General features: G+C 71.2%; 24 protein-coding genes and 1 tRNA gene. 12 read left to right on the forward strand and 13 right to left on the reverse strand.

Annotated features, from left to right (window positions below):
- Window positions 1-173: 173 nt before the first annotated feature.
- The 4 genes from ACFWR9_RS09135 to ACFWR9_RS09150 all read right to left on the reverse strand — a co-directional run bounded on the left by ACFWR9_RS09135 (window position 174) and on the right by ACFWR9_RS09150 (window position 2,582).
- Window positions 174-707, reverse strand: a complete 534-nt coding sequence (locus tag ACFWR9_RS09135; RefSeq protein WP_383837901.1) for a glutathione S-transferase C-terminal domain-containing protein — start codon at window positions 705-707, stop codon at window positions 174-176.
- Between the two features lie 253 nt (window positions 708-960).
- Entirely contained in the window at window positions 961-1,083 is a 123-nt protein-coding gene (locus tag ACFWR9_RS09140; RefSeq protein WP_383837904.1) for a putative leader peptide, read from the reverse strand.
- 127 nt (window positions 1,084-1,210) lie between these two features.
- Window positions 1,211-1,284: transfer RNA gene (locus ACFWR9_RS09145), tRNA-Pro, on the reverse strand.
- Window positions 1,285-1,631: 347 nt separating this feature from the next.
- Entirely contained in the window at window positions 1,632-2,582 is a 951-nt protein-coding gene (locus tag ACFWR9_RS09150) for a LysR family transcriptional regulator (RefSeq protein WP_383837907.1), read from the reverse strand.
- Between the two features lie 297 nt (window positions 2,583-2,879).
- Between ACFWR9_RS09150 and dnaE the strand changes: the two genes are divergently transcribed.
- The 3 genes from dnaE (at window position 2,880) to ACFWR9_RS09165 (ending at window position 7,959) form a co-directional block, all read left to right on the forward strand.
- Window positions 2,880-6,476 (forward strand): DNA polymerase III subunit alpha, encoded by a 3,597-nt coding sequence (gene dnaE, locus ACFWR9_RS09155; RefSeq protein ID WP_383837911.1) that lies wholly within the window; start codon window positions 2,880-2,882, stop codon window positions 6,474-6,476.
- A gap of 241 nt (window positions 6,477-6,717) precedes the next feature.
- On the forward strand, window positions 6,718-6,906 hold the full coding sequence (locus ACFWR9_RS09160) for a hypothetical protein (RefSeq protein ID WP_383837914.1): 189 nt from the start codon (window positions 6,718-6,720) through the stop codon (window positions 6,904-6,906).
- 93 nt (window positions 6,907-6,999) lie between these two features.
- Window positions 7,000-7,959, forward strand: a complete 960-nt coding sequence (locus ACFWR9_RS09165; RefSeq protein WP_383837917.1) for a bile acid:sodium symporter family protein — start codon at window positions 7,000-7,002, stop codon at window positions 7,957-7,959.
- Here the strand turns inward: ACFWR9_RS09165 and ACFWR9_RS09170 are convergent.
- Window positions 7,862-8,731 (reverse strand): PIG-L family deacetylase, encoded by an 870-nt coding sequence (locus tag ACFWR9_RS09170; RefSeq protein WP_383837920.1) that lies wholly within the window; start codon window positions 8,729-8,731, stop codon window positions 7,862-7,864. The genes ACFWR9_RS09165 and ACFWR9_RS09170 overlap by 98 nt on opposite strands.
- A gap of 46 nt (window positions 8,732-8,777) precedes the next feature.
- On the opposite strand from ACFWR9_RS09170, the gene ACFWR9_RS09175 reads away from it, so the two are divergent.
- Together ACFWR9_RS09175 and ACFWR9_RS09180 are read left to right on the forward strand one after the other, a co-directional pair.
- Window positions 8,778-9,131 (forward strand): cupin domain-containing protein, encoded by a 354-nt coding sequence (locus tag ACFWR9_RS09175; RefSeq protein WP_383837923.1) that lies wholly within the window; start codon window positions 8,778-8,780, stop codon window positions 9,129-9,131.
- 96 nt (window positions 9,132-9,227) lie between these two features.
- Window positions 9,228-10,391, forward strand: a complete 1,164-nt coding sequence (locus ACFWR9_RS09180) for a Gfo/Idh/MocA family protein (RefSeq protein WP_383837926.1) — start codon at window positions 9,228-9,230, stop codon at window positions 10,389-10,391.
- A 148-nt stretch (window positions 10,392-10,539) separates the two neighbouring features.
- Here ACFWR9_RS09180 and ACFWR9_RS09185 read toward each other — a convergent pair whose 3' ends face one another.
- On the reverse strand, window positions 10,540-11,574 hold the full coding sequence (locus ACFWR9_RS09185; protein WP_383837928.1) for a LacI family DNA-binding transcriptional regulator: 1,035 nt from the start codon (window positions 11,572-11,574) through the stop codon (window positions 10,540-10,542).
- Window positions 11,575-11,701: 127 nt separating this feature from the next.
- Here ACFWR9_RS09185 and ACFWR9_RS09190 point away from each other — a divergent pair, with 127 nt between their 5' ends.
- Window positions 11,702-12,862: a phytanoyl-CoA dioxygenase family protein gene (locus ACFWR9_RS09190; RefSeq protein WP_383837931.1), complete on the forward strand. Its 1,161-nt coding sequence runs from the start codon at window positions 11,702-11,704 to the stop codon at window positions 12,860-12,862.
- Between the two features lie 83 nt (window positions 12,863-12,945).
- Window positions 12,946-13,950: a Gfo/Idh/MocA family oxidoreductase gene (locus ACFWR9_RS09195; RefSeq protein WP_383837934.1), complete on the forward strand. Its 1,005-nt coding sequence runs from the start codon at window positions 12,946-12,948 to the stop codon at window positions 13,948-13,950.
- A 45-nt stretch (window positions 13,951-13,995) separates the two neighbouring features.
- On the opposite strand, the gene ACFWR9_RS09200 is transcribed toward ACFWR9_RS09195, so the two are convergent.
- From ACFWR9_RS09200 to ACFWR9_RS09220, 5 genes are all read right to left on the reverse strand, one after another.
- A complete protein-coding gene (locus tag ACFWR9_RS09200) occupies window positions 13,996-14,409 on the reverse strand; it encodes a VOC family protein (RefSeq protein WP_383837937.1) in 414 nt (137 codons plus the stop codon).
- A gap of 113 nt (window positions 14,410-14,522) precedes the next feature.
- Window positions 14,523-15,425, reverse strand: a complete 903-nt coding sequence (locus ACFWR9_RS09205; RefSeq protein WP_383837940.1) for a sugar phosphate isomerase/epimerase family protein — start codon at window positions 15,423-15,425, stop codon at window positions 14,523-14,525.
- A 1-nt stretch (window position 15,426) separates the two neighbouring features.
- Entirely contained in the window at window positions 15,427-16,431 is a 1,005-nt protein-coding gene (locus tag ACFWR9_RS09210) for an ATP-binding cassette domain-containing protein (RefSeq protein WP_383837942.1), read from the reverse strand.
- A gap of 5 nt (window positions 16,432-16,436) precedes the next feature.
- The gene (locus ACFWR9_RS09215) at window positions 16,437-17,513 is read right to left on the reverse strand and encodes an ABC transporter permease (protein WP_383837945.1); all 1,077 of its coding nucleotides are present in this window, start codon (window positions 17,511-17,513) and stop codon (window positions 16,437-16,439) included.
- Entirely contained in the window at window positions 17,513-18,535 is a 1,023-nt protein-coding gene (locus ACFWR9_RS09220) for a sugar ABC transporter substrate-binding protein (protein WP_383837948.1), read from the reverse strand. Before ACFWR9_RS09220 ends, ACFWR9_RS09215 begins: the two co-directional genes overlap by 1 nt.
- Window positions 18,536-18,769: 234 nt before the next feature.
- On the opposite strand from ACFWR9_RS09220, the gene iolC reads away from it, so the two are divergent.
- From iolC to ACFWR9_RS09245, 5 genes are read left to right on the forward strand one after another with little or no spacing between them, the layout of a single operon-like run.
- Window positions 18,770-19,732 (forward strand): 5-dehydro-2-deoxygluconokinase, encoded by a 963-nt coding sequence (gene iolC, locus ACFWR9_RS09225; protein ID WP_383837951.1) that lies wholly within the window; start codon window positions 18,770-18,772, stop codon window positions 19,730-19,732.
- A gap of 13 nt (window positions 19,733-19,745) precedes the next feature.
- Window positions 19,746-20,633, forward strand: a complete 888-nt coding sequence (locus tag ACFWR9_RS09230) for a deoxyribose-phosphate aldolase (RefSeq protein WP_383837953.1) — start codon at window positions 19,746-19,748, stop codon at window positions 20,631-20,633.
- Between the two features lie 25 nt (window positions 20,634-20,658).
- Window positions 20,659-21,567 (forward strand): 5-deoxy-glucuronate isomerase, encoded by a 909-nt coding sequence (gene iolB / locus ACFWR9_RS09235; protein ID WP_383837956.1) that lies wholly within the window; start codon window positions 20,659-20,661, stop codon window positions 21,565-21,567.
- Entirely contained in the window at window positions 21,564-23,471 is a 1,908-nt protein-coding gene (gene iolD, locus ACFWR9_RS09240) for a 3D-(3,5/4)-trihydroxycyclohexane-1,2-dione acylhydrolase (decyclizing) (RefSeq protein WP_383837959.1), read from the forward strand. Before iolB ends, iolD begins: the two co-directional genes overlap by 4 nt.
- Before the next feature lie 32 nt (window positions 23,472-23,503).
- Window positions 23,504-24,289, forward strand: coding sequence for a GntR family transcriptional regulator (locus ACFWR9_RS09245; RefSeq protein WP_383837961.1), 786 nt, complete (start codon window positions 23,504-23,506; stop codon window positions 24,287-24,289).
- A gap of 6 nt (window positions 24,290-24,295) precedes the next feature.
- Here ACFWR9_RS09245 and ACFWR9_RS09250 read toward each other — a convergent pair whose 3' ends face one another.
- Both ACFWR9_RS09250 and ACFWR9_RS09255 read right to left on the reverse strand, forming a co-directional pair.
- Window positions 24,296-25,282, reverse strand: a complete 987-nt coding sequence (locus tag ACFWR9_RS09250) for an aldo/keto reductase (RefSeq protein ID WP_383837964.1) — start codon at window positions 25,280-25,282, stop codon at window positions 24,296-24,298.
- A gap of 104 nt (window positions 25,283-25,386) precedes the next feature.
- Window positions 25,387-26,484: sensor histidine kinase (locus tag ACFWR9_RS09255; protein WP_383837966.1), on the reverse strand; the 1,098-nt coding region annotated here is incomplete at its 5' end.

Consider the following 26,484-nt stretch of genomic DNA (forward strand, 5'->3'; position numbering starts at 1 on the left):
CCGCTGGGGGGCGGCGGACACGGCGACTTCCGTGGGGTGAGGGCTCACGACGCCGCCCCTCGGGTCGCGCGCCACTCGTCCAGGCCGGTCGGGGTGATGTGCGGGACGAGGATGAAGCCGTCGGCGGTGTCGGCCTGGGCAGAGTCGTTGATGGTGCGGGCGACGCTCTTCCGTCAGGTGGGACGGCCCGAGAGGTGCCGGCCGAAGGCGGGGTGCGCGGTCAGGCGCCGCACGTGGGACCACAGGGCCGGGTGGCCGGCCGCGTGCCCCGGGCTGTCGCGGCGGACGAGGGCCGCCCACACCTCGACGTCGGCCGCGGTGGGCCGGTCGCCGACGACGTGGGAGTGCGCGGTCAGGCGCCGCTCCAGGAGGTCCAGCACGCCGGGCAGCGCCGCGGGGTCGGCGGCCCGGACGCACAGCTCCTCGACGGCCGCCGGCTCCGCCTCGGCACCGCACGGGCACAGCACCGGACCGGCGGCGGGGGTGAAGGAGCGGGCGAGGTCGCGCATGATGTCGCGCGCGTACGTGCTCACGATCCGGCCGGACCAGCCGTCGCTGAGCACCGGCGCGACGGCCGGACCCCGGTAGTGGTGGGCGCTCGCCTCGTAGAGGGGGCGCAGGACGGAGTGGCCGCCGTCGGCGCGGTCGGGGACCGGGTCCAGGAGGGTGACCGGACAGATCTCGTCCAGGGCGAGCAGGCTGTGCACGACGGCGATGCCCAGACAGTCGTCGTGGCCGGGCGACAGGTGGAGGCGGTAGCGGCGCGGTACGGCGTAGTGGCCGCTGCGAGGGTCGCGGCCGATCCGGCCCCGGAAGGCGGGGCGGGGGTGAGCGGTGTGACGGACATGGTTCTCCCCGGGTGCGGGACGCGTGGAGGTACGCGCGGCGGAGGCGGGCGGCGGACCGTGAACGTGTGCGGCTCCGGGCGGCGTCCGCTCACGGGAGTGCCGCCGGGCGGGCTCAGCGCGTGACGCCGATCGCGCTGCGAACGCGCAGCAGGTCGATGTGACGGCGGGAGGTGAGCATGGGGGACGGGGCGGGCGTACGGTGCTCGTCGCCGGTGACCTGGAGGAGGCGCCCCATGTTTCCCTACCTGTTTACTAGGATTACTTGGAAGTGTCGACCGGCGTCCGGGGCGCGTCACGAGGGCGTCCGCCCATCAAGAAAAGGGCCCCCGCAAGCTGTCGCCCGCGAGGACCCTTCACAACCGTCGGGACGACAGGATTTGAACCTGCGACCCCTTGACCCCCAGTCAAGTGCGCTACCAAGCTGCGCCACGTCCCGGTGCGCGATCCGCGGATTCCCGTGATCGCGCTGGTCAACCCTACCTCATCCGGGGATCACCACACCGTCGGTGGGCGGGGAGAACCGGATCACCAGCGGCATGAGCCTCTACCCCATGGGCTCCGGTGCGCCTTTGCACTCACACAACCGCGACGAGCACGTGACGGTCCTGGACGGCGTTACGTGACCTGTACCGGTGTCTCAGGTACGCGATGCCTCAGCCGGTATCTCGCGCCACGCCCGCGGTTGGACTCCGGTAGTAGGCGGAGGCGCCCAGTTCTCAGGTTCCCTGTGCAGGTCGCATTCGCCTCCCTGGCACTCTTCGTTCCGCAACGCGGACAGGTCGGTTATGTGTGTGCGGGCCGAGCGCGCTGCGTCCACTTCGGTGTCCAGACGCTGTTGTCGGGGCGTCCGGGATAGGCGGAGGTGAGGTGGTGGCGCAGGGCGGCCAGGGCAGGGTGGGGGTTGTCGGTGCGCCAGATCAGCGAATGGGGGTAGACCGGAGTCGGGTCGCGCAGGGGGATGCGTCGCAAGTCGTGGCCGACAGGCCAGGCCAGCGGAGTCTGCTCGCTGATGAAGGTGGCCAGCGTCGAGGAGTCCGCGATCGTGTCGAGGAGGTGCTCGATGCCGAAGTTCGGGCCGACCGTGTCGATGGTGAGGCCGAACGTAGCGGCGAGTTCGTCGTAGTAGGCGGACCATTCGGTACCCGGCATGTTGCCAGGCATCCAGATCCGGCGGCCGGCGAGCTGGTCGGGAGTGATAGCACGTGCGGCAGCGAACTCGTGAGTCGGCCCGGTGAACAGGTGCAGGGGTTCGTCGAAGACCGGAGCGGCCTCAATGCCGTCGGGGAGCCGATGACCCGGCATGGTCACAGCACGAAAGGTCGCGTCGATCATCCCGGAGCGAACGGCGGCGATGGCCGTGTCGGAACCGAGCAGGGTCACGACGTCAAGATCAGTCTCGGGATGCACGCGATGGAAGTCCCGCAGCAGTCCCGCCACCGAGAGTCGGCGGCCGATTACGTCGACGCGCAGTGCTCGGCTTCCTGGCCGCACGGAAGCGGCCGCCTGCTCCTCGGCCTGGAGGAGAGCGCGGGCGTAGGGCAGGAACGCCTGCCCGTCGATGGTGAGCCGGGCTCCGCGGGCCACGCGACTGAACAGCTGCACACCGAGGTCTTTCTCCAGCACGGCAATGCGCTTGGACACCGCCTGTGGAGTGATCGACAGCTCGGCGGCGGCTTCCTGGAACTGTCCCGCATCCACGGCGGTGACGAAGGTGCACACGGCAGTGAGATCCATACCGCCCATCCTAGAGAGACAACTGATCGTTGAGTGTGAGCGGCGTAACGGTTGTTTGATTCCTAGTCTGCACGCTCGATTTGATGTCTTCAGTCAACCTGCGGTTTTCCGGGCAGCGTGGCAGCCAGCGTGCTGCCCGGCAGCCGGTTGGCTGCCGGGCCTGCTCTCGAGGGTCTCGGACTGATCGCGGCCACGGGACTGCTGCTCATGCGCTGCCCCGTCGGTCGGCCACCGTCAAGCCTCCACCGCGCCGCTGGCCGGGAGGGGCTTCCTTCTCACCCCGGAGGCGACCCACACGTGCCGGATTCCTTCGTTCACCTGCACAATCACACCGAATACTCGATGCTGGACGGCGCGCAGAAGCTGAAGCCGATGTTCGGCGAGGTGGCCCGTCAGAAGATGCCGGCCATCGCGATGAGCGATCACGGCAACATGTTCGGCGCCTACGAGTTTGCTCAGGTCGCGAAGGGCTTCGAGGGGATCAAGCCGATCATCGGCATCGAGGCGTACGTGGCGCCCTCTTCCCGGTTCGTGCGCAAGCAGGAATTCTGGGGGCCAGGCGGCCGTCGCGCCATGAGCGGGGACGGTGAGGGATCGAAAGATGTCTCCGGTGGCGGCCGCTTCACCCACATGACCATGTGGGCACGGAATACTCAGGGCCTGCGGAACCTGTTCTGGCTCAGCACGCAGGCCAGCTACGAGGGCCAGTTCCCGGCCGGCAAACCGCGCATGGACCGGGAGCTGATCGCAGAACGGCCCAACGGCATCATCGCCACCACCGGCTGTCCGTCCGGTGAAATCCAGACCCGCCTGCGGCTGAACCAGTACGACAAGGCGAAGGCCGCTGCCGCGACCTATCAGGAGATCTTCGGCTCTGAGAACTATTTTCTCGAACTGATGGACCACGGCCTGGACATCGAGCGTGAGGTTCGTGAGGGCCTGCTGCGTCTGGCCAAGGAGCTGAGCATTCCGCTACTGGCCACCAATGACGCGCACTACGTCACAGAGGAACAGGCCGACGCCCATGACAGCCTGCTGTGCATCGGCGTCGGCAAGAACAAGGACGACCCGAACCGCTTCCGCTTCAACGGCTCCGGCTATTACCTCAAGAGCGCCGCTGAGATGCGCAGTCTGTTCTCGGAGCTTCCACAAGCCTGTGACAACACCCTGCTGATCGCTGAGCGCATCGAGTCCTACGACGAGGTCTTCGACTACGTCGACGAGATGCCGCAGTTCCCGGACGTGCCCGAGGGCGAGACGCAGGAGTCGTGGCTGCGCAAGGAGACCATCAAGGGCCTGGCGATGCGCTACGGGGACCCGATCCCCCAGCACGTCCTGGACCGCTTTGAGACCGAGATGTCGGTCATCGGCCCCATGGGCTTCAGCTCCTACTTCCTCGTCGTGGCGGACATCTGCCGCCACGCCCGGGACAACAAGATCCCCCTGGGCCCGGGCCGAGGTTCGTGCACCGGCTCGATCGTGGCCTACGCCACTCGCATCACCGAGTTGTGTCCCCTGGAGCAGGGCCTGCTCTTCGAACGGTTCCTGAACCCTGAACGCATCAATCCGCCGGATGTCGACCTCGACTTCGACGACCGTCAGCGCGATCGGATGGTCCGCTATGTCACCAAGAAGTACGGCAGTGAGTACACCGCCATGGTGAACACGTTCGGCAAGATCAAAGCCAAGAATGCGATCAAGGACTCCTCGCGCATCCTCGGCTACCCCTACGCCCACGGCGAGCGGATCACCAAGGCCCTCCCGCCGGACCAGAACGGCAAGCCGGCCCCGCTGGCTGCCATCTTCGACCCCTCCCACGAGCGGTACGGAGAGGCCGGCGAGATCCGCCAGATGTGCGAGAACGAACCGGATGTGAAGCGGGTCATCGACACCGCCCGCGGTGTGGAGGGCCTCACCCGCGGCACCGGCGTGCACGCCGCGGCGGTGATCCTGTCCAAGACCAAGCTCACCGACCGCATCCCGCTGCACATGCGTGCCTCGGACGCCGTGAAGATCACCGGCTTCGACTACCCGTCCTGCGAAGCCATGGGCCTGATCAAGATGGACTTCCTGGGACTGCGGAACCTGGGCGTGATCGACCAGGCGATCGAGAACATTCGCGAGAACCGGGGAGTCAGCCTGGCGACTGTAGACCCTCAGGACGGCGACCCGTCCACTGCCGTGATCCCTCTGGACGATGCCAGAACGTACCGGTTGCTGGCTGAGGGCAACACCTTCGGTGTCTTCCAGCTCGACGGCGGTGGCATGCGGGTCCTGCTGAAGCAGATGGAACCCACCCGGTTCGAGGACATCGCCGCGGTCAACGCTCTGTACCGGCCCGGCCCGATGGCGGCCAACGCGCACACCAACTACGCGCATCGCAAGACCGGCCGCCAGGAGATCACTCCGATCCACCCCGAGCTGCGCGACGCGCTGGAGCCGATCCTCGGCAACACCTTCCATCTGCTCGTCTACCAGGAGCAGATCATGGCCATCGCCCGGGAGCTGGCCGGGTACACCCTCGGCGGCGCCGACCTGCTGCGCCGCGCGATGGGCAAGAAGAAGCCGGAGGTACTGGCCGCGGAATGGGACAAGTTCCACGCCGGCATGCGCGGCAACGGGCGCAGCGAGGAAGCCATCAAGGCTTTGTGGGACGTCATGCTCCCGTTCTCCGGGTATGCGTTCAACAAGTCCCACACCGCCGGCTACGGCCTCGTCTCGTACTGGACCGCCTATCTCAAGGCCAACTACCCGGCCGAGTACATGGCGGCCCTGCTCACCTCGGTCGGCGACGACAAGGACAAGGCCGCGGTCTACCTCGCCGATGCCCGCAAGAACGGCGTCCGCGTCCTCCAGCCGGACGTGAACGAGTCCGTCGCCGAGTTCACCGCCGTCGGTGACGACGTACGCTTCGGGCTGCGGTCTGTACGCAACGTCGGCGACAACGTCATCGAGGCCATCATCGACGGGCGCCACCGGAAGGGGAAGATTTCCTCCTTCTCCGACTTCCTGGACAAGGCAGACCTTCCCGCGCTGAACAAGAGGGCCGTGGAGTCTCTGATCAAGGCTGGCACCTTCGACTCCCTGGGGCATTCCCGCAAGGGCCTCACCGCCATCCACGAGTCCGCCATCGACGCGATCATCCCCGTGAAGAAGGCGGCGAGCTTCGGGCAGGACGATCTTTTCGCGGATCTTGCCGATGTGGGAAGCGGCAAACCCGCCTTCGGTCTCGACTTTCCCATCGACGAAGCAGAGTGGCCTCGCAGGCAGCTCCTGGCGACCGAGCGCGAGATGCTCGGCCTCTACGTCTCGGCCCACCCACTGGACGGCGCCGAACACATCCTTTCCCGGGCACGGGACTGCTCCGTCGCCGACCTGCTCGCCTCCGGCCGCACCACCGGGGACGTACAGCTCTCCGGTCTGATCACCGGCATCCAGCTCAAGATGACCAAACAGGGAAAGCACTGGGCCATCGTCAATCTCGCAGACCGGGACGCGAGCATCGAGGTCCTCTTCTTTCCCACCGCTTACCAGCTCGTGCAGCACGCATTGGCCGAAGACAACGTGATCTCCGTCAAGGGCAAGATCGAAGACAGAGACGGGACGGTGAACGTCTTCGGTCGCGAGCTGTCCGTCCTCGACGCCTCGTCCACCGAAATCGGTGGCGAGCCACCCGTGAGGCTCGCGCTCCCCTCGCATCGCATCACCGAGCAGTCCGTCAAGGAACTCAAGCGCATCCTCGGGGCCCACCCGGGTGACAATCCCGTACGCCTCAGCGTCCGCAGCGCACGCAAGACCACCATCTACGCGCTCGAGGCCAGGGTGAACCCCACGACTATCGCCTCCGACATCAAAGGCACCTTCGGGGCCGACACTTGGCAAGGCATCACGTGATCCCGAATATCGGGTTTGTCAAACGAGCCGATTACGGGCCAGAGCCGTTCGTTTACAGTCCCTCCCTCCGAGTGCCTTGCTGGCTCCGGATGCGTCCACCATCCCGGAGCCGAAGCGCGGGTGCCTTCTCCGCGCCCTTGGACCACTCACGCCGGTGTTTTGCCAGCAGATGAGGGGCTGCTGATGAGAAAGATGTGGTAGCTCACATAAACGGCGAGGCGGAGGTGCGGTCGAGGGCGAGGTGACGAGGCTGGAACGGTTCGCCACGACCTACACCCCCTCTCCCGTGCCCCACCTCTTCCGGAACGTCGGGGACACGCCGCTGCGCATTCTGTGGGTGTACTCCTCGGGGCATGTGACGCGGACGTTCACGGAGACGGGTCGGACGGTGGAGCACGTGTCGGACGGCGACCGGATGGGCCGCGACTGAACGCGGGCCGCCATCGCCATCACCCACCCGTCCCGATGATCACATCGCGAGACGGCTTTGCGTCATGCGGCCGACCAGGCGTTACCTCGCACGGTGCGAACCGAACGACCCGAACAAGCCAGTACCGACGTCACCGCCGACCGCTCCGCGCGGCGCGCCGTGACCGTCTTCCCGATCCTCGTCCTCGTGGCCGGCGCGCTCGGCCTGCTGCTCCCCGGAAGTTTCACCGGGTGGAGCGAGGCCGTGCCGTACCTGCTGGGCGTCGTGATGTTCTGCATGGGCATCACCATGACCCCGGAGGACTTCCGCGGGGTCGTGAGGCGTCCCTGGGCGGTGGCCCTGGGGCTGGTCGCGCACTACGTCATCATGCCCGGGCTCGGCTGGGCCGTCGCCCACCTGCTCGACCTTCCCCCGCAGCTCGCGGCCGGCGTCATCCTGGTCGGCTGCGCGCCCAGCGGTACGGCCTCCAACGTGGTCACCTACCTGGCGCGCGGTGACGTCACCCTGTCGGTCTCCGTCGCCACCGTCTCCACGCTGGTCGCGCCGCTGGTCACCCCGCCGCTGACGCTGCTGCTGGCCGGCGAGTACCTTCCGGTGGACGCCGGGTCCATGGTCACGGACATCCTCAAGACGGTCCTGCTGCCGGTCCTCGCCGGCGTCGTCGTACGGCTCCTCGCGGGGCGGTACGTGCAGCGGGCGCTGCCGGCGCTGCCCTGGCTGTCGGCGCTGACGATCGCCGTGATCGTCGCGGTGGTCGTGGCGGGCAGCGCGGACGCCATCAAGTCGGCCGCCGGGCTGGTGTTCGTCGCGGTGGTGCTGCACAACGGCCTCGGCCTGGCGCTCGGTTACGGGGCGGGACGCCTCGGCCGGCTCGGTGAGCCCGGCAGCCGGGCGATGGCCTTCGAGGTCGGCATGCAGAACTCCGGCCTCGCGGCGTCCCTGGCCACGGCCCACTTCAGCCCTCTAGCGGCACTCCCGGCCGCGGTCTTCTCCGTCTGGCACAACATCTCCGGCGCCCTGACGGCCGCGTGGCTGTCACGCCGGGGGCGATGAGCCGACCGACGGTCGGCCGGGCCCGGGGCCTGCCCGCCCACCCGTCGACCGGGCCGACCGGGTAACCGACGGCCGGCTGGGCCGGGGACCTTGCCCGCCCACTGGTCCGACGGGGCCGGCCGCAGGACCGGCGGTCGGCCGAGCCAAGACCTTCCCCGCCACCCGTCCGACCAGGCCAACCGCATGACCGGCGGTCGGCCGAGCCAGGACCTTCCCCGCCACCCGTCCGACCAGGCCAACCGCAGGCGAGACTCTCCCAGCGGGCGGCGGCGGAGGCGGGGGCCGCGGGGAGTTCGACGTCGTAACGGACGGCCAGTTCGCGGGCCCGGTCGGTCCGGACCTGGGCGACCAGGAAGCTCAGCGACTCGGGCAGGTACCTCAGGAGCACGGGGACGAAGAGCAGCGGGATCACGCAGACCCAGAAGGCGGCGCGCCAGCCGAGCGGCTCCACGATCCACAGGGCCACGTAGGCGGAGAGGATGCCGCCGGCGTGTTCGGGGGTGGCGGTCAGCGGGTAGTCGCCGGCGTCGAAGAAGCGGACCTCGGCGCCGAGGGCGGCGGCGGCCCGCTCGGCCTCCTCCCGGCGGAGTGCCTTGATCTCCGCCGGCGTCCTCCCCTCCCGCCAGGCCTTGGCGGACTCGCCGCGCTCGCCGAAGGTCAGGCAGGCGATGGTGACCCGCTCCCCGCGTGCGGCGGCCAGGGCGATGGCGCCGCCCGCCCGCCACACGAAGCGCGTTGACGGAGTGTCGTAGCACCCGGCCGGTTTCCCCACACCCTGTCTCCCCCGCGCCGCCGTGTGCCCCGGCTAGCGTCGGGGCATGAACCACAGCTTCGTCGTCCACGTGCCCGACGCGGAACTCGAACCCGAGCCGCTCTCCCCCGACCAGATCGTGTCCGGTGGCCCCGAGGTGACCGGCAAGGTGGTCTGGGAGTCGCCGGACGGCCGCCAGGTGCGGGGCATCTGGCAGATCACGCCGGGCGTGGTCACGGACACCGAGGCGGACGAACTGTTCGTCGTGCTCAGCGGCTCGGCCACCATCGAGGTCGCGGGCGGTCCGACGCTGACGGTCGGGCCCGGCGACCTGGCCGTACTGCGCGAGGGCGACCGTACGACGTGGACGGTGCACGAGACGCTGCGCAAGGCGTACGCGATCAACCTCGGCAGCTCCTGAGGTCCTGAGGTTTGTCCTGTCAAAAGGTTGACATGATGCCGACGCCCGCCCAGGGTGGCCTGGACAGATCACGGACAGGTCCGAAGAGGGGCTCTCATGGTCGACGCACTCGGGGTCGCCGTCGTCGGTTTCGGCTGGATGGGCCGGGTGCACACCCAGGCGTACGCCCGCGTCCGGCACCACTACCCGCGGCTCGCCCTGCGGCCGGAGCTGGTGGCGGTCGCCGAGGAGGTGCCGGGGCGGGCCGAGGAGGCCGCCGCGCAGTTCGGGTTCGCGTCGACGACCCGTGACTGGCGGGAGGTGGCCGCCGACCCGCGCGTCGGCGCGGTCAGCATCACCGCGCCGAACTTCCTGCACCGCGAGATCGCCGTGGCGATGGCGGAGGCCGGCAAGCACATCTGGATCGAGAAGCCGGTCGGCCTGACCACCGGCGACGCCCGCGCGGTCGCGGACGCGGTCGCCGCGGCCGGCGTCCAGGGCGCGGTCGGCTTCAACTACCGCAACGCGCCCGCCGTGGAGGCGGCCCGCGACCTGATCGCCGCCGGTGAGATCGGCACCGTCACGCATGTCCGCATCCGCCTCTTCAGCGACTACGCCGCCCATCCGGAGTCCGCGCTGACCTGGCGCTACGAGCGTGAGCGCGGCGGCAGCGGGGTGCTCGGCGACCTGGCCTCGCACGGCGCCGACCTGGCCCGCTTCCTGCTCGGCGACATCGCGTCCCTGACCGCCGACGCGGCGATCTTCCTGCCCCAGCGCGCCCGCCCCACCGCCGCGACGGCGGGACACTCGCGGGCCGTGGGCGGCGAGTTGGGGCCGGTCGAGAACGAGGACTACGTCAACTGCCTGCTGCGCTTCGCGTCCGGCGCCCGGGGTGTCCTGGAGGCCTGCCGGGTCTCGGTCGGGGAGCAGAACAACTACGGCTTCGAGGTGCACGGCACCACGGGCGCGGTGTTCTGGGACTTCCGCCGCATGAACGAGCTGGGCGTCAGCCGGGGCACGGGGTACCAGGACCAGCCGGTCTCCACCGTGTACGTGGGCCCCGGGCACGGCGAGTTCGCCGCCTTCCAGCCGGGTGCCGCGAACGCCATGGGCTACGACGACCTCAAGGTGGTGGAGGCGTACCGCTTCCTGCGCTCGGTCGCGGAGGGCGTGCCGCACGGCGCCGGCCTGCCGGACGCCGTGCACAGCGCCGCCGTACTGGACGCGATGGCGCGGTCGGCGCTGAGCGGCGCCTGGGTCACTCCCGAGGTGCCCGCCTGACCGCGGGCGATCGACTCGCCCGGACCGTCCGCCGGGCCCCGCGGGAACCAGCCCGAACCATGGCGGAGTACGGCAGCGGCCGACCGCCCCAGGTCACACGCACGTCACTTGGTCGCGGACAGCCCACCGCCGCGGTCCCCGCCGCACGTCACACGGCCGCGGTGCCGGGCGGCATGTTGTAGGGGGTGACCACCTGGATCGCGGAGGGCAGGGACGGGCCCGCGGGCGGCAGTGCGCCGTGTGCCCGCATCACGAGCCGGCAGGCCTCGCGCAGGTCCTGCCGCAGGTCGTGGTGGAGCACGGCGGACAGCCGGTGCTCGCGCAGCAGGCGGGTGTTGTCCTGGTCCAGGTCGTGTGCGACGAACACCGCGCAGGTGCGGCCGAGGTCGGCGAAGGCCCGCAGGGTGGCGATGTTGCCGCCGCCGATCGAGTAGACCGCGCGGATCTCCGGATCGCGTTCCAGCGCGGCCCGGACCAGGTCGTACTGGGTGGCGTCCAGTCCCTGGCCCCCGGCGATCTCCACGAGGACGCGCTCCGGGTGCCGGGCGCGCATGACGGCGCGGAAGCCCATCTCGCGCTCCTCCTCGTTGCGGAAGAAGCCGCTGCTGAGACTGGTGAGGACGTTGCCGGGACGGTCGCCGAGCCACTGGCCCGTCAGATGGGCGGCGGTCGCGCCGGCCGCTCGGTTGTCGATGCCCACGTAGCCGAGCCGGGAGGCGGCGGGCAGGTCCGTCACCAGGGTCACGACGGGCACGCCCGCCGCGGTCAGGCGGCCCACCGCGGCGGCCACCTCGGGCAGGTCCGGCGCCTTGAGGATCACTCCCTGCGAGCCGCGCCGGGCGATCCGGTCCAGGGTCGCGGTCAGCTCGCCGGCCGGGCCGGTCTCACGGAAGTGGAAGCGCGAGCGCACGACGGCGGGGTGCAGGGAGGGCAGTTCGGCCTCCAGGGCGGCGCGCACGGCGGTGGAGAAGCGTTCCGGGGACTGCATCACGATGTCGATCATGAAGGTGCGGCCGACCAGCCGGACCTGGGTGCGCTGCCGGTCCAGGTCGGCGATGGCCCGGCGCACCTCGTCCGCGGTGGACTCCCGCACCCCGCCCCGCCCGTTGAGCACCCGGTCGACCGTGGCCTCGCTCAGCCCCGCCTGACGTGCGATCTCCCTGATCGGGAAGGGATGGCCCATGACCGGCTCCTCCAGACCCCGCGCCTGTGTCCTGAGGGGTTTTTGATGGTCGTCTGCTGGTTGTTCGCGCCGTTTGTCAGGACAAGAATGACAGCATCGTGCCGCCCCTGTCAGCGAAAGGACGACGATGTCCGCCACGCCCGTCCCCGCCCATGGCACCCGGCTCTCCGAACGGGACTGCGACCTCGACGCCTTCCGCGCGCTGGTCGAGCGCGCCACCGACCCGGCCGACCACCCCAGGGCCGTCGCGGTCGAGCGGAACGTCCCCGTCTACGAGGCCGGAGGGCTGCGCGACGACCCGGGGACGGCGGCCGAACTGGTCCACGCCCTGGCCGACGGCCCCGGCATCGTCGTCCTCAGGGGCGCGTTCCCGGACCCGGCGGTCGTGGACCGGGCCACCGCCGTCTTCGACGCCCTGATCGACGCCCAGCGGGCCTCGGGCGCCACCGCGGGCGACCACTTCGCCGCGCCCGGCGCCAACGACCGGGTGTGGAACGCCCTGGAGAAGACGGCCCTGCACGACCCCGAGTCCTTCGCCGAGTACTACGCCAACGATGCGCTCGCCCTGGTCGCCCGCGCCTGGCTGGGCCCCGGATACCAGGTGACCTCACAGATCAACGTGGTCAACCCGGGCGGCACCGCGCAGACCGTGCACCGCGACTACCACCTGGGGTTCCTCTCCAACGAGGCCGCCGCCGCCTACCCGGCGCACGTGCACCGCCTCTCGCCCGTGCTCACGCTCCAGGGCGCGGTCGCGCACCGCGACATGCCCGTGGAGTCCGGGCCCACGATGTACCTGCCGCACTCCCAGAAGTACGCACCGGGCTACCTGGCCTGGCGGCTCCCTGAGTTCCGGGCGTACTTCGAGGCGCGTCACATCCAGCTGCCTCTCGCCAAGGGCGACGCGGTCTTCTTCAGCCCCGCGCTGTTCCACGCGGCCGGTACCAACCGCTCGGCGCACATCCGCCGCATGGCCAACCTGCTCCAGATCTCCTCCGCGTTCGGCCGTGCCATGGAGAGCGTGGACCGGGAGGCCGTGGTGAACGCCGTCTATCCCGTGCTGCTGGAGCGCCGGGCCCGGGGCGTGGACGAGCGGTGGCTGGAGAACGTGATCGCCGCGAGCGCCGAGGGCTACCCCTTCCCCACCAACCTCGACCGTGACCCGCCGGTCGACGGACTGGCCCCGCCCTCGCAGGCGGACGTCGTACGGCGGGCGCTGGGCGAGCGGTGGACCCCCGAGGCGCTGCGCGAGGAACTGCGGGCCGCCGGCGCGCGGCGCGAGAGCTGAGAGTGGGAACGGGACCAGAACGTGCCGTGCGGACTCGACCGAGTACCGGCCGCGGCAACCACGCACAAGGAGCAGCGAAGAACATGCGTATCGGAATCCTCGGCCTCGGCCGCATCGGCGCCTTCCACGCCGAGACCCTCTCCGGACTCGCCGCCGTCGACTCGCTGGTCGTCGCCGACCCGTTCGCGGACGCCGCGCGGGCCGCCGCCGACCGGTTCGGCGCCGAGGTCGCCGCCTCGCCGGAGGCGGTGCTGGCCGCCGGCGTGGACGGTGTGGTGGTCGCCGCGGCGACCGACGCCCACCCCGAGCTGATCGTGGCCGCCGTCGAGGCCGGCGTGCCGGTCTTCTGCGAGAAGCCCGTCGCCCGGACCATGGCGGAGGGCGTCGACGTGCTCAAGGCGGTCGCGGGCCGCGACGTGCCGGTGCAGATCGGCTTCAACCGGCGCTTCGACGCCGGATTCGCCGCCGCGCGGGAGGCGGTGCTGGGGGGCGAGCTGGGCAAGCTGCACACGGTGCGGTCGACCACGCTGGACCCGGCGCCGCCGCCCGCCGCGTACGTCGCCGCCTCCGGGGGCATCTTCCGGGACTGCTCGGTGCACGACTTCGACATCATCCGCTGGGTGACCGGCCGCGAGGTGACCGAGGTGTACGCCGTCGGCGGCAACCGGGGTGCCGAGTACATCAGGGAGGCGGGCGACGCCGACACGACCGGCGCGGTCCTCACCCTGGACGACGGCACGATCGCCGTGGTCTCCAACAGCCGTCACAACGCGCGTGGTCACGACGTCCGCATGGAGATCCACGGCTTCGCGGACTCCATCGCCGTCGGCCTGGAGGACAGGCTGCCGCTGCGCTCGGTCGAGCCCGGCGTGACCTTCCCGGCGGGCACGCCGCACGACTTCTTCATGGACCGGTTCGCCGCCGCCTACCGCGCCGAACTCGGCGCGTTCACCGAGGTCGTCGCGGGCGGGCGCCCCTCGCCCTGCACGATCGAGGACGCGCTGGAGGCGGGGTGGATCGCCGAGGCGTGCACGCTGTCGCTGCGCGAGCACCGCCCCGTGACGATCGCGGAGGTGCGGCGGGGCTGAGCCGAGCGCTCACGGCGGGACGAGAAGGCCGACGAGCCGGCGGGGTCAGCCCGTCGGCTCGCTGATGTTCACCATCCAGGGGATGCCGAACCGGTCCGTGCACATGCCGAAGACGTCGCCCCACATCTGCTTCTCCAGCGGCACGGAGACGGAGCCGCCGGCCGACAGCTTCTCCCAGTAGCCGCGCAGCTCGGCCGTGTCGTCGCCGCTGAGGCTCACCGAGAAGTTGTTGCCCGGCGCGTGGTCCATCCCGGGCGGGGTGTCGGCGCCCATCAGGGTGAAGCCGCTGGGGGTCTCCAGCATGCCGTGCATGATCTTGTCGGCGTAGGCGGGGTCGGGCATGCCGGACGAGCCGAAGGTGTTCAGCGCCAGGGTGCCGCCGAGCACCTGCTCGTAGAACGCCATCGCCTGTCGGGCGTCGCCGTCGAAGGTGAGGTAGGGGTTGAGTCGCGAGGTCATGACGCCTCCCGGGTCGGGACGAAAGTGCCAGTGCTGGGCACGCTAGCGCGCACCACTGACAACGGCCCGCCGAGTGGCGCACCGGCGGGACCCGCCCGCCGGCGCGGTCGGCCTCAGGCGCCGCAGGAGCGCAGGAACTTCCGGGTGCGCACGGCGATGGGCAGCGGCTTCTCCGGCTCGCAGGGGTACATGTCCTGCTCGACGATGGCGAACAGGTCCACGTCCAGTTTCTGGGCGGCGGTGAGCACCGGGCCCAGCTCCGGCACGCCGGCCGGCGGTTCGCACATCACCCCGCGCTGCACGGCCGGCCCGAAGGGCACCCCGCCCGCCCGCACCTCGGCGAGGATCTCCGGGTCGACCTGCTTGAGGTGCAGGTAGCCGATGCGCTCGCCGTAGGTCTCGATCAGTTTGACGCTGTCGCCGCCGCAGTAGGCGTAGTGGCCGGTGTCCAGGCAGAGGTTGACCAGGCCGGAGTCGGTGGCGTCGAGGAAGCGCTCGACGTGCTCCTCGGTGTCGATGTGGGTGTCGGCGTGCGGGTGGACGACGATGTCCAGGCCGTAGGTGTCGCGCACCTCGCGGGCGAGGCGTTCCATGCCCCGGGTCAGGTGGGTCCACTGCTCGCCGGTCAGCTCCGGCGGCTCCAGGATCTCGGCGGTCTTGTCGTCGCGCCAGAAGGACGGGATGACGACCAGGTGCTTGGCGTCCATGGCCCGCGTCAGGGCGGCGACGCGGCCGACCTGCTCCCAGGTGGCGTCCCACTCGGAGGGGCCGCGGTGCAGTCCGCAGAAGATGGTGCCCGCGGAGACCTTGAGTCCGCGCCGGGTCACCTCGTCGGTGAGCCGGGCCGGGTCGGTGGGGAGGTAGCCGTAGGGGCCCAGCTCGATCCAGTCGTACCCGGCCTCGGTGACCTCGTCCAGGAAGCGTTCCCAGGGCACCTGCTGAGGGTCGTCGGGGAACCAGACGCCCCAGGAGTCGGGTGCCGAGCCGACGCGGATGCGGTCCAGGGCAGCGGGCATGTCAGGTCTTCCCTTCGACGGTGTGCGGTGCGTCGGTGCGGGGCGTGTCGGTGTCGGTGTCGGTGTCGGTGTCGGTGTCGGTGTCGGTGTCGGGTGGAGTGTCCCCCGGCACCGTGTCCTGCGACGCCATGTCCTGCGGCTCCTCGTCCGGCAGCGCCTCGACGTCGACCCCGCCGACCTGGGCCAGCTCGTGCTTGAGGGCGGCCAGTTCGGCGCCGCCCGCCATGTGGTTGGTGAGCTGTTCGAGGGTGATACCGGCGCGGGCGGCGCTGAGTTCGAGGGTGCCGAGGCGCAGCACGCTGAAGTGGTCGCCGACCATGTAGGCGTGGTGGGGGTTGTGGGTGATGAAGATGACGCCGAGGCCGCGCTCGCGGGCTGCGGCGATGTACTTGAGGACCACGCCGGACTGCTTGACGCCGAGGGCGGCGGTGGGCTCGTCGAGGATGAGGACGCGGGCGCCGAAGTAGACGGCGCGGGCGATGGCGACGCTCTGGCGCTGGCCGCCGGAGAGGGTGCCGATGGGCTGTTCCAGGTCGTCCAGGACGATGCCCATGTTGCGCAGTTCCTCGTCGGCGGTCCGCTTCATGCGGGCGATGTCGAGGCGGCGCACGGGCCAGGGGCCCTTGGTCATCTCGGAGCCGAGGAAGAAGTTCCGCCACACCGGCATCAGCGGGATGGTGGCGAGGTCCTGGTAGACCGTGGCGATGCCGCGCGCGAGGGCGTCGCGCGGGGTCGTGAAGCGCACCGGCTCGCCGTCGACGAGGAACTCACCCTCGGTGTGCTGGTGCAGCCCGGAGATGATCTTGATGAGGGTGGACTTGCCGGCGCCGTTGTCGCCGAGCACGCAGGTCACCCGGCCGGGGTGGACGGCGAGGTCGACGCCGTGCAGGGCGCGGATGTTCCCGTACGCCTTGCCCGTGCCGCGCAGTTCGACGATCGGGCCGTCCTGCCCGGGGGCGGGGTCCGTGCGGACGGCACCGTGGGTGCCGGGGGTCTTGGTGGTCATTTCCGTCACCTCCGGGTCGCCGCGCGGCGGACGTACAGGTTGATCAGGACGGCGCCGAGCAGCATCACGCCGAGGAAGGCCTTGAACCAGTCGGGGTTCCAGCCGGCGAAGACGATGCCCTGGTTCACCATGCCGAACATGAAGGCGCCGAAGACCGGGCCGATGGCGGAACCGTAGCCGCCGGTGAGCAGACAGCCGCCGATCACGGCCGCGGCGATGTAGATCAGCTCCTGGCCGACGCCCTCGCCGGACTGCACGGTGTTGAAGGAGAACAGCTGGTGCATGCCGACGAACCAGGCGCCGAAGCCGACCAGCATGAACAGCGTGATCTTGGTGAAGGTGACGGGCACACCGACCGCGCGGGCGGACTCCTTGCTGCCGCCGACCGCGAAGATCCAGTTGCCGTACTTGGTGCGGAGCAGCACCCAGGTGGCCAGGGCCGCGAAGACCAGCCAGTAGAACACGGTGATCTTCACCTCGACCCCGCCGACGTCGAAGGACGAGGCGAAGACGGCCTTGGCCTGGTCGAAGCCGTCCATGTCGCTGATGTCGTCGGTGGCAACGTTGCCGGTGACGAGTTTGGTGACGGCGAGGTTGACGCCCTGGAGGATCAGGAAGGTGGCGAGCGTCACCAGGAAGCTCGGCAGGCCGGTCTTCATCAGCACCCAGCCGTTGAACGCGCCGACCGCGAGAGAGACCACGAGAGCGACGATCACGCCCATCCAGACGTTCACGGTCAGCTGGTAGCTGAGCATGCCCGCGGTGAGCGCGGAGGCGACCACGGCGACACCGGCCGACAGGTCGAACTCGCCGCCGATCATCAGCAGGGCCACCGGCAGCGCCATGATGCCGATGGTGGACGACTGGTAGAGGACCGTCGCCATGGAGCCGCCGTCGCGGACCGAGGGGGCGGCGATCAGGAAGAAGACGAACACGGCGACGGCGCCGAGGAAGACCCCGACCTCGGGCCGGGCGAGCACCCGCAGCGCCACCGAGCGCTCGCGGGTCCGCCCGTCGGTCTCCTCGGGGCCGGGAGCCGGCGGTGTGGTAACCGCCGGCTCAGCCTGTTGGGCCATGCTCATCACCGGGTGCCCTTCGAGGCGAACTCGGCGACGGCCTTCACGTTGGACTTGTCGACGAAGGCCGGGCCGGTCAGCACGGGCTGCTCACCGCCGCCGCTGTAGTTGCCGTTGTTCTTGTAGAGCCACAGGCCGTCGACGGCCAGGTAGCCCTGGAGGTAGGGCTGCTGGTCGACGGCGAACTCGATGTCGCCCTTCTCGATGGCGCCGGTCAGCTGCTTGTTGAGGTCGAAGGTGGCGACCTTGGCCTCGCTGCCGGACTCGTCCACGGCCTGCACGGCCGTCATGGCGAAGGGGGCGCCGAGCGTGACGAGGTGGTCGATGTCGCCGTCCTGCTTGAGCTTGGCGGTGACGGTCGACTTCACCGAGGGCATGTCGGTGCCGTTGACGTAGAGGTTCTCGATCGACCCCTCGAAGGTCTTCTTCACGCCCTCGCAGCGCTGGGTCAGGCCGACGTTGCCCTGCTCGTGGATCACACAGACGGCGTTCTTGGCGCCGTCCTCGTTGAGCCGCTTGCCGAGCGCCTCGCCGGCCACGGTCTCGTCCTGGCCGAAGAACTCCATCAGGCCGAGCTTCTTCCAGTCCGCCAGGCCGGAGTTGAGCCCGACGACGGGTATGCCGGCCTTCTCCGCCTTGCCGAGGACACTCTTCAGGGCGTCCGGCTTGGCGAGGGTGACGGCGATGCCGTCGACCTTCTGGTCGATCGCGTTCTGCACCAGGTTGGCCTGGTTGCCCGCGTTCGGGTCGGCGGAGTAGACGAGCTTGACGTTGTCCTTGGCGGCCGCGGCCTCGGCGCCCTTGCGGACGATGTCCCAGAAGGTGTCGCCGGGCGCCTGATGGGTGACCAGGGCGACGGTCATACGGGGGGTGTTCGCCTTGCCCGCGGAGGCGCCCGAGCCCCCCTCCTCGTCGGCCTTCTTCCCGCCCGAGCTGCTGGAACAGCCGGCGAGGGTCAGGGCCGCGGCGGCGGCGAGGGCCACGGCAGGGGCGAATCTGCGGGAGCGGGCGTGCGAAGAGCGGTCCATCTTTCCTGCACCTCACTGTGCGACTGTGCGACGGGAAGCCGTGTGCCAGACCGGAGAAGAACGGCTGTTGCGCTGGGACCGGATACAAGTCCTTGGGGCGCCCGCTGTCAAGACTTTGTCAAGACATCATTTCACTCACAGGTCCGAATGTAAGTACAAACTATTGACAGCGTCGTCCAGGAGTCATACACCTGGGAGGCGGCAGGCCCCCGCCCAGCCCGAGGAGCGTCGCACATGGCCGAGTCAGTCCCGCGTTTCGATCTGATCACGATGGGCCGCATCGGGGTCGATCTCTATCCCTTGCAGACGGGCGTACCCCTGGCGGAGGTTGAGACCTTCGGCAAGTTTCTCGGCGGTTCGGCCTCGAACGTGGCGGTCGCCGCCGCCCGGCTCGGCCGCGTCACGGCCGTCATCACCCGGACCGGGGACGACCCGTTCGGCGGCTACCTGCACCGGGCGCTCAAGGAGTTCGGCGTCGACGACCGCTGGGCCACACCGGTGGCCGCCTACCCGACGCCCGTGACCTTCTGCGAGATCTTCCCGCCGGACGACTTCCCCCTGTACTTCTACCGCCGCCCCAAGGCTCCCGACCTGGAGATCCACCCGGAGGAGCTGGATCTGGACGCGATCCGCGCCGCGCGCGTCTTCTGGATCACCGGGACGGGGCTGAGCGAGGAGCCGAGCCGCACGGCGACCCTGGCCGCGCTCGCCCACCGCGCCAAGGCCGGCACCACCGTCTTCGACCTCGACTGGCGGCCGATGTTCTGGACCGACCCCGACCAGGCCCGGCCGTACTACGCCGAGGCGCTGCGGCACGCGACCGTCGCGGTCGGCAACGTGGACGAGTGCGAGATCGCCACCGGTGTCCGCGAGCCGCGGGCCTGCGCCGAGGCGCTGCTGGCGGCCGGCGTGGAGCTGGCCGTCGTCAAGCAGGGGCCGAAGGGCGTCCTGGCCGTGCACCGCGACGGCCGCAGCGCCGAGGTGCCACCGGTGCCGGTCGAGGTGGTCAACGGCCTCGGCGCGGGCGACGCGTTCGGCGGTTCCCTGTGCCACGGTCTGCTCTCCGGCTGGGAGCTGGAGCGGATCATGCGGTACGCCAACGCGGCCGGCGCCCTCGTCGCCTCCCGACTCGCCTGCTCCTCCGCGATGCCCACCGGGGCCGAGGTCGACGACCTCCTCGCGCGAGCCACTCCCTGAACGGAGCTTCGTCTTGTCCCTCAGCATCCCCGACCTCACCACGGTCAGAGCCCGGCAGCCGGAGGCGGTCGCCGAGGCCGCGGCCCGCCGGGCACGCCGGCCGCTGATCGGCGACTCCGGCCGGCTGATGATCGTGGCGGCCGACCATCCGGCCCGCGGCTCGCTCGGCGTCGGCGACCGCCGGCTCGCCATGGCCAACCGGGCCGACCTGCTGGAGCGCCTGTGCACCGCGCTGTCCCGGCCGGGCGTCGACGGTGTGCTCGCCACCGCCGACGTGCTGGACGACCTGCTGCTGCTCGGGGTGCTGGAGAACAAGGTCGTCATGGGGTCGATGAACCGCGGGGGCCTCGCGGGCGCCGCCTTCGAGATGGACGACCGCTTCACCGGGCACCGCGCCCAGGACATCGCCCGGCTGCGCTTCGACGCGGGGAAACTGCTGCTGCGCATCGACTACGACGATCCCGGCTCGCTGGCCACGATGGAGGCCGCCGCCCGCGCCGTGGACGCCATGGCGGAGCGCGGACTGCCGCTGTTCGTGGAGCCGTTCATCTCCTGGCGGGTCGACGGCCGGGTCCGCAACGACCTGACCGCCGAGGCCGTCACCCGCTCCGTCGCCATCGCCTCCGGCCTCGGCGGCACCTCCGCCTACACCTGGCTGAAACTGCCCGTCACCGACGACCCGGAGGACATGGGTGAGGTCCTGGAGACCAGCACGCTGCCCGCCGTACTGCTCGGCGGCGACATAGGCGGCTCGCCCGCCGACCAGAGCGCCGCCTACGAACGCTGGCGCAAGGCGCTCACGCTGCCCACCGTGCAGGGCATGGTCGTCGGCCGCTCGCTGCTCTACCCGGCCGAGGGCAGCGTCGAACAGGCGGTGGACACGGCCGTCGGACTGCTGTGACCGAGGAGAGGCGGAGGAGTAGGCGATGACGTATCACCTTCCAGCGGGCAAGGCGGGGGCGGACGGCCCGTACGCCGTGGACGTGACACCCGAGAGCGCCGGCTGGGGCTATTCCGGCCTGCGTGTCCTGAACCTGCCGCCCGGCGGCAGCCACACTTTCGACAGCGGCGAGAGCGAGTGGATCGTCCTGCCGCTGAGCGGCGGCTGCACCGTCGCCACCGCCGACGACTTCGGCCAGGACACCTTCGAACTCACCGGCCGCGACAGCGTGTTCAGCGGCGTCAGCGACTTCGCGTACGTGCCGCGCGACGCCCGTACGACCGTGACCTCGACCGGCGGCGGCCGCTTCGCCCTCACCGGCGCCCGCTGCACCCGCCGCCTGCCCGCCCGGTACGGCCCGGCGTCCTCCGTGCCGGTGGAGCTGCGCGGCACCGGGAACTGCTCGCGGCAGGTCAACAACTTCGGTGCGGCCGCCGCGGATGGACAGGGTTTCGAGTGCGACAAGCTGATCGCGGTCGAGGTGCTCACCCCGGGCGGCAACTGGTCGTCCTTCCCGCCGCACAAGCACGACGAGCACCGGCCCGGCGAGGAATCGGTGCTGGAGGAGATCTACTACTTCGAGTTCGCGGATCACGACGGCACCCCCGGCCTCGGCTACCAGCGGGTCTCCCCGTCGGGGCAGGGGCGGGGCACGGACGTGCTGGCCGAGGTGCGCGACGGCGACGTGGTCCTCATCCCCGACGGCTGGCACGGACCGTCGATGGCCGTCCCGGGCCACCACATGTACTACCTCAACGTCATGGCGGGCCCGGAGGCCGAACGCGCCTGGCTGATCTGCGACCACCCCGAGCACGCCTGGATCCGCGACACCTGGCCGGATCAGGCCGTCGACCCCCGACTCCCCCTCTACACCGCACCGGAGAGGTCCGCATGAGCGCCACCCGCACCCGCCGACTGACCACCGCCCAGGCCCTGGTGCGCTTCCTGGCCGCGCAGTACACCGAACGCGACGGCGTACGGCACCGCCTGATCGCCGGCACCTGGGGCATCTTCGGCCACGGCAACGTGGCGGGCGTCGGCCAGGCCCTCGTCGAGTACGGCACTGTGCCTGGTGGGGGGACACCCCCCACACCCCCCGTCATGCCCTTCCACCAGGGACGCAACGAACAGGCCATGGTGCACGCGGCCGTCGGGTACGCCCGGCAGCTCAACCGGCTGTCCGCGCAGGCGGTGACGACGTCCATCGGCCCCGGCGCCACCAACCTGGTCACCGGCGCGGCCCTGGCGACGATCAACCGCCTGCCGGTCCTGCTCCTGCCCGGCGACTACTTCGCCTCGCACGCCGCCGGCCCGCTGCTCCAGCAGCTGGAGCATCCGGCCGAGGCCGACGTGTCGGTCAACGACGCCCTGCGCCCCGTCTCCCGGTACTTCGACCGGATCACCTGCCCCGAGGCCCTGCTCGCCTCCGCGCTCCGGGCGATGCGCGTGCTCGCCGACCCGGCCGAGACCGGCGCGGTCACCCTCGCGCTGCCGCAGGACGTGCAGGCGGAGGCGTTCGACTGGCCGGAGGAGTTCTTCGCCGACCGCGTCTGGCGGGTGCGGCGCCCGGCACCCGACCCCGAGGAGCTGACCGAGGCCGTCCACGCGCTCCGCGCCGCCCGGCGCCCGCTGATCGTCGCGGGCGGCGGCGTCCACCACAGCGAGGCCGAGGCGGCACTGAAGGCGCTGGTCGACGCCACCGGCATCCCGGTCGCCTCCACCCAGGCCGGCAAGGGCGCCCTGCGCCACGACCACCCGGCCGACCTCGGCGGCATCGGCCACACCGGCACCGCCGTCGCCGACGACCTGGCCCGCACCGCCGACCTGGTGATCGGCGTCGGCACCCGCTACTCGGACTTCACCACGGCCTCCGGCACCCTCTTCCAGGACCCGGACGTCCGCTTCCTCAACCTCAACATCACCGCCTTCGACGCCCACAAGCTCGCCGCCCGCACCCTGGTCTGCGACGCGCGGGCCGGGCTCACGGCGCTGACCGAGGCGCTGTCCGGCCACCGGGTGCCGTCGTCGTACGAGGACGAGTACCGGGCCGGCCGGACCCGCTGGGAGGAGACGGTGCGGGCGGCCTTCCGCGCCGACGACGACAGCGCCGTACCGACCCAGACGCAGGTGCTGGGCGCGCTGGACGCGGTGGTCGGCGACGAGGACGTGGTGATCAACGCGGCCGGTTCGCTCCCCGGCGACCTGCACAAGCTGTGGCGGGCCCGCTCGCCGCGCCAGTACCACCTGGAGTACGGCTACTCCTGCATGGGCTACGAGATCCCGGCCGCGCTCGGCGTCCAGCAGGCCGCGCCCGGCACCCCGGTGTGGGCCCTGGTGGGGGACGGCACGTACCTGATGAACCCGACCGAGATCGTCACCGCCGTGCAGGAGAACCTGCCGGTCAAGCTGGTCCTGGTGCAGAACCACGGCTACGCCTCGATCGGCGGCCTGTCCGAGTCGGTGGGCGCCGAGCGCTTCGGCACCGACTACCGCCACCGCGCCGCCGACGGCACCTTCACCGGCGCGCCGCTCCCCGTCGACCTCGCCGCCAACGCGGCCAGCCTCGGCATGGACGTGCTGCGCGCCAAGACCGTGCGGGAGCTGCGCGAGGCGCTGTCGACGGCCCGCGCGGCGACCCGGCCGACGTGCGTGTACGTCGAGACCGCCGCGGCCCGCGACGCCCTCCCGGCCGAGGCCTGGTGGGACGTGCCGGTGGCCGAGGTGTCCGCACGCGAGGCCGTCACCGACGCCCGCGCCCGGTACGAGCACGCTGTCGCCGACCGCCGCCACCACCTCTGAGTCCCCGTCACCTACGCAACGGAGGTACGTCCATGGCGAAGACCGGCGACCGGGCACGTGCCGTGACCGCCCCCGCGCTGAGCACCCTGGACTTCGCCCTCGACCGGAGCAGTCCCGTGCCGCTCTACTACCAGCTGGCCCAGCAGCTGGAGGGGGCGATAGAGCACGGCGTCCTCGCGCCGGGGAACCTGCTGGGCAACGAGGTCGATCTCTCGGTCCGGCTGGGCCTGTCCCGGCCGACCGTCCGCCAGGCCATCCAGTCCCTGGTGGACAAGGGCCTGCTGGTGCGGCGGCGCGGCGTCGGCACCCAGGTGGTGCACAGCCAGGTCAAGCGCCCGCTGGAGCTGAGCAGCCTGTACGACGACCTGGAGGCGGCCGGGCAGGGTCCCGGCACGCTGGTGGTGCGCAACGAGGGTGTCCCGGCCCCCGCCGACGTGGCGGCGGCGCTCGGCGTCGCAGAGGGCGCCGAGGTCACCGTCCTGGAGCGGCTGCGCCTCACCCACGGCCAGCCGGTGGCGCTGCTGTGCAACTACCTTCCGGCGGGGCTGCTGGAACTCGACGACACCCGGCTGGAGTCGACCGGCCTGTACCGGCTGATGCGCGCGTCCGGGATCACCCTGCACAGCGCCCGCCAGACCGTCGGCGCCCGCATCGCCACCCGCGAGGAGGCCGAGCGCCTCGACGAGCGGGAGGGCGCCGCGCTGCTGACCATGCAGCGCACGGCGTACGACGACACCGGGCGGCCGGTCGAGTACGGGACGCACATCTACCGCGCGTCCCGGTACGCGTTCGACTTCCAGCTGCTGGTCAGGACCTGACGCGGATCAGTGGGCCGCGTCCAGCCGGGCCCGCTGGTCCCCCGTCAGTTCCAGGTCGACTGCGGCCAGGTTCTCCTCCAGCTGGGCCACCGAGGAGGCGCCGGCCAGCGGGACGACCGGCAGCTCCGCGCCGATCTGCCAGGCGAGCACGACCTGGTTCACCGTGGCGCCGGTCTCCCGGGCGATCTCGCGGAGCACCGCGAGCCGGGCCGGGGTGCCGGGGTGGTCGTAGTCCGGGGGCAGCGGCTTGTCCGCGCGGACGTACGCGCCGGCCAGCAGGGGCGAGTAGGCGACCAGGGTCAGGGCGGGTTCGGCCCGCAGATAGCCGAGCAGTTCGGGACCGGCGTGACCGAGGGTGCCGTCCGGGAAGAGGTCGCTGGGCACGTCGGAGCGGGGCCGCAGATGGCTGTGCTGGTACTGGAGCACCTCGTAGCCGGGCAGTCCTGCGGCGGCCGCCAGGGCGCGGGCCCGTTCGACGCGCCACACCGCCTGGTTGCTCACGCCGAGGAGTCCGACGGTGCCCTCCGCGACCAGTTCGCCGAACGCCTCGACGGTCTCGCGCTGCGGCACGGTGGGGTCGTCGATGTGCGCGTACAGCAGGCCCAGTTTCTCCGTGCCGAGCCTGTCCCGGCTGCGTTCGGCGGCCTCGCGGATCACCTTGGCGGACAGGCCCTCCGGGTTGTCGGTGTAGCTGGTGCCGGGGGCCAGCGGGCGGGCGCCGAGCTTGGTGGCGATGACGATCTCATCGCCGACGCCCCGGCTGCGCCGCCAGCGGCCGAGGAGTTCCTCGCTGTGGCCGCCCTGGCCGCCGTCGGTCCAGAAGGCGTAGTTGTCGGAGGTGTCGATGAAGTTCCCGCCGGCCTCGACGTAACGGTCGAGGACGGCGAAGGAGGTCTTCTCGTCGGTCAGCGACCCGAACAGCATCGCGCCGAGCGCGAGCACGCTCACCTCGCGGCGGTGGGCGGGGTCGGTGCCGATGGTGCGGTACTTCATGGTGTTCCTCCCCATGTGCGCCCGGTCGTCCGGGCACGGGAGGGAGTCTTCAGCTTGAAGCGCGCTTCAAGTCAAGGGAGTTGGGGCAGCGACTTCCCCGGGTCTCAGAGGGTGAGCCGGAACAGCGCCCCCGCTCCGGGCGCCCGCTCGGCGGTGAGTTCGGCGCCGTGCGTGCGGGCGATCTGGCGGGCCATGGCCAGCCCGAGGCCCGAACCGGGCAGTGCGCGGGCGGACGGTGCCCGGTAGAAGCGGTCGAAGATGTGCGGCAGGTCCTGGTCGGCGATGCCGGGGCCGTGATCGCGCACGGTCAGCTCCCGCTCGGTCAGGACGACCTCGACCGTGCCGCCGGGCGGGCTGAACTTGGCCCCGTTGTCCAGCAGGTTGCCGAGCAGCCGGGCCAGCCGGGCCGGGATGCCGGGACGCAGCAGGCCGGCCGCGCGGCCGGTGACGTCCAGGGTGAAGGTGATGCCGGGCCAGCGTTCGCGGGCGCGGGTCACGGTGTGCCGGGTGAGCGCGGCGAGGTCGATCTGTTCGAGGAGCGGCTGCGGTTCCTCGTCCCGGGCCAGCTCGATGAGGTCGTTCACCAGGGTGGTGACGTCCTCCAGCTGCCGGACCAGGGCGCCGGCCGCCCGCTCGCGCCGGTCGGCGGGCAGACGGTCGGCGCGGGTGAGGAGTTCGGCGTTGGTGCGCAGCGCGGTCAGCGGGGTGCGCAGTTCGTGCGAGGCGTCGGCGATCAGCCGGCGCTGCGCGGTCACCGACCGATCCAGCTCGTCGAGCATCGTGTTGAAGGTCGTCGCGAGCCGTGTGATCTCGTCGTCCCGGTGCCGGCCGGAACCCGGCCCGGCGGGCAGGTCGATGCGGTGGCGCGGGTCGCGGGTGGCGGCGACCCGCTCCGCCGTGGCCGTGAGCCGGGTGACGGGGGCGAGGCCGGTCCGGGAGACGGCGTAGCCGAGCAGTCCGGCGACGACCACGCCCGCCGCGCCGATGCCGCTCAGCAGCCAGGCGGCCTGGTGCACGCCGCGCTCGGCCACGTCGGAACGGAGCGCGACCTGGACGGCGGTGCCGTCGCCGAACGTGGTGGTCAGCATGCGTGCGGGGTGCCCGTCGACGGTGATGTTCCGGTAGTAGGGCGCCCGCCGGGGGGGCCGCCCCGCCCGGGCGCGCCGCGGCCCGGGGCCGAGCGAAGGCGGGGGGGGGCGCGT

Source organism: Streptomyces sp. NPDC058534, from assembly GCF_042717365.1.
Lineage (GTDB): Bacteria > Actinomycetota > Actinomycetes > Streptomycetales > Streptomycetaceae > Streptomyces.

Bases quoted from the DNA above. Each gene is read 5' to 3' on its own strand.
- ACFWR9_RS09140 (WP_383837904.1), bottom strand. From the start codon at position 1,083: ATGGGGCGCCTCCTCCAGGTCACCGGCGACGAGCACCGTACGCCCGCC.
- ACFWR9_RS09150 (WP_383837907.1), bottom strand. From the start codon at position 2,582: ATGGATCTCACTGCCGTGTGCACCTTCGTCACCGCCGTGGATGCGGGA.
- ACFWR9_RS09175 (WP_383837923.1), top strand. From the start codon at position 8,778: ATGAACCACAGCTTCGTCGTCCACGTGCCCGACGCGGAACTCGAACCC.
- ACFWR9_RS09180 (WP_383837926.1), top strand. From the start codon at position 9,228: ATGGTCGACGCACTCGGGGTCGCCGTCGTCGGTTTCGGCTGGATGGGC.
- ACFWR9_RS09185 (WP_383837928.1), bottom strand. From the start codon at position 11,574: ATGGGCCATCCCTTCCCGATCAGGGAGATCGCACGTCAGGCGGGGCTG.
- ACFWR9_RS09190 (WP_383837931.1), top strand. From the start codon at position 11,702: ATGTCCGCCACGCCCGTCCCCGCCCATGGCACCCGGCTCTCCGAACGG.
- ACFWR9_RS09195 (WP_383837934.1), top strand. From the start codon at position 12,946: ATGCGTATCGGAATCCTCGGCCTCGGCCGCATCGGCGCCTTCCACGCC.
- ACFWR9_RS09200 (WP_383837937.1), bottom strand. From the start codon at position 14,409: ATGACCTCGCGACTCAACCCCTACCTCACCTTCGACGGCGACGCCCGA.
- ACFWR9_RS09205 (WP_383837940.1), bottom strand. From the start codon at position 15,425: ATGCCCGCTGCCCTGGACCGCATCCGCGTCGGCTCGGCACCCGACTCC.
- ACFWR9_RS09210 (WP_383837942.1), bottom strand. From the start codon at position 16,431: ATGACCACCAAGACCCCCGGCACCCACGGTGCCGTCCGCACGGACCCC.
- ACFWR9_RS09215 (WP_383837945.1), bottom strand. From the start codon at position 17,513: ATGAGCATGGCCCAACAGGCTGAGCCGGCGGTTACCACACCGCCGGCT.
- ACFWR9_RS09220 (WP_383837948.1), bottom strand. From the start codon at position 18,535: ATGGACCGCTCTTCGCACGCCCGCTCCCGCAGATTCGCCCCTGCCGTG.
- iolC (WP_383837951.1), top strand. From the start codon at position 18,770: ATGGCCGAGTCAGTCCCGCGTTTCGATCTGATCACGATGGGCCGCATC.
- iolB (WP_383837956.1), top strand. From the start codon at position 20,659: ATGACGTATCACCTTCCAGCGGGCAAGGCGGGGGCGGACGGCCCGTAC.
- iolD (WP_383837959.1), top strand. From the start codon at position 21,564: ATGAGCGCCACCCGCACCCGCCGACTGACCACCGCCCAGGCCCTGGTG.
- ACFWR9_RS09245 (WP_383837961.1), top strand. From the start codon at position 23,504: ATGGCGAAGACCGGCGACCGGGCACGTGCCGTGACCGCCCCCGCGCTG.
- ACFWR9_RS09250 (WP_383837964.1), bottom strand. From the start codon at position 25,282: ATGAAGTACCGCACCATCGGCACCGACCCCGCCCACCGCCGCGAGGTG.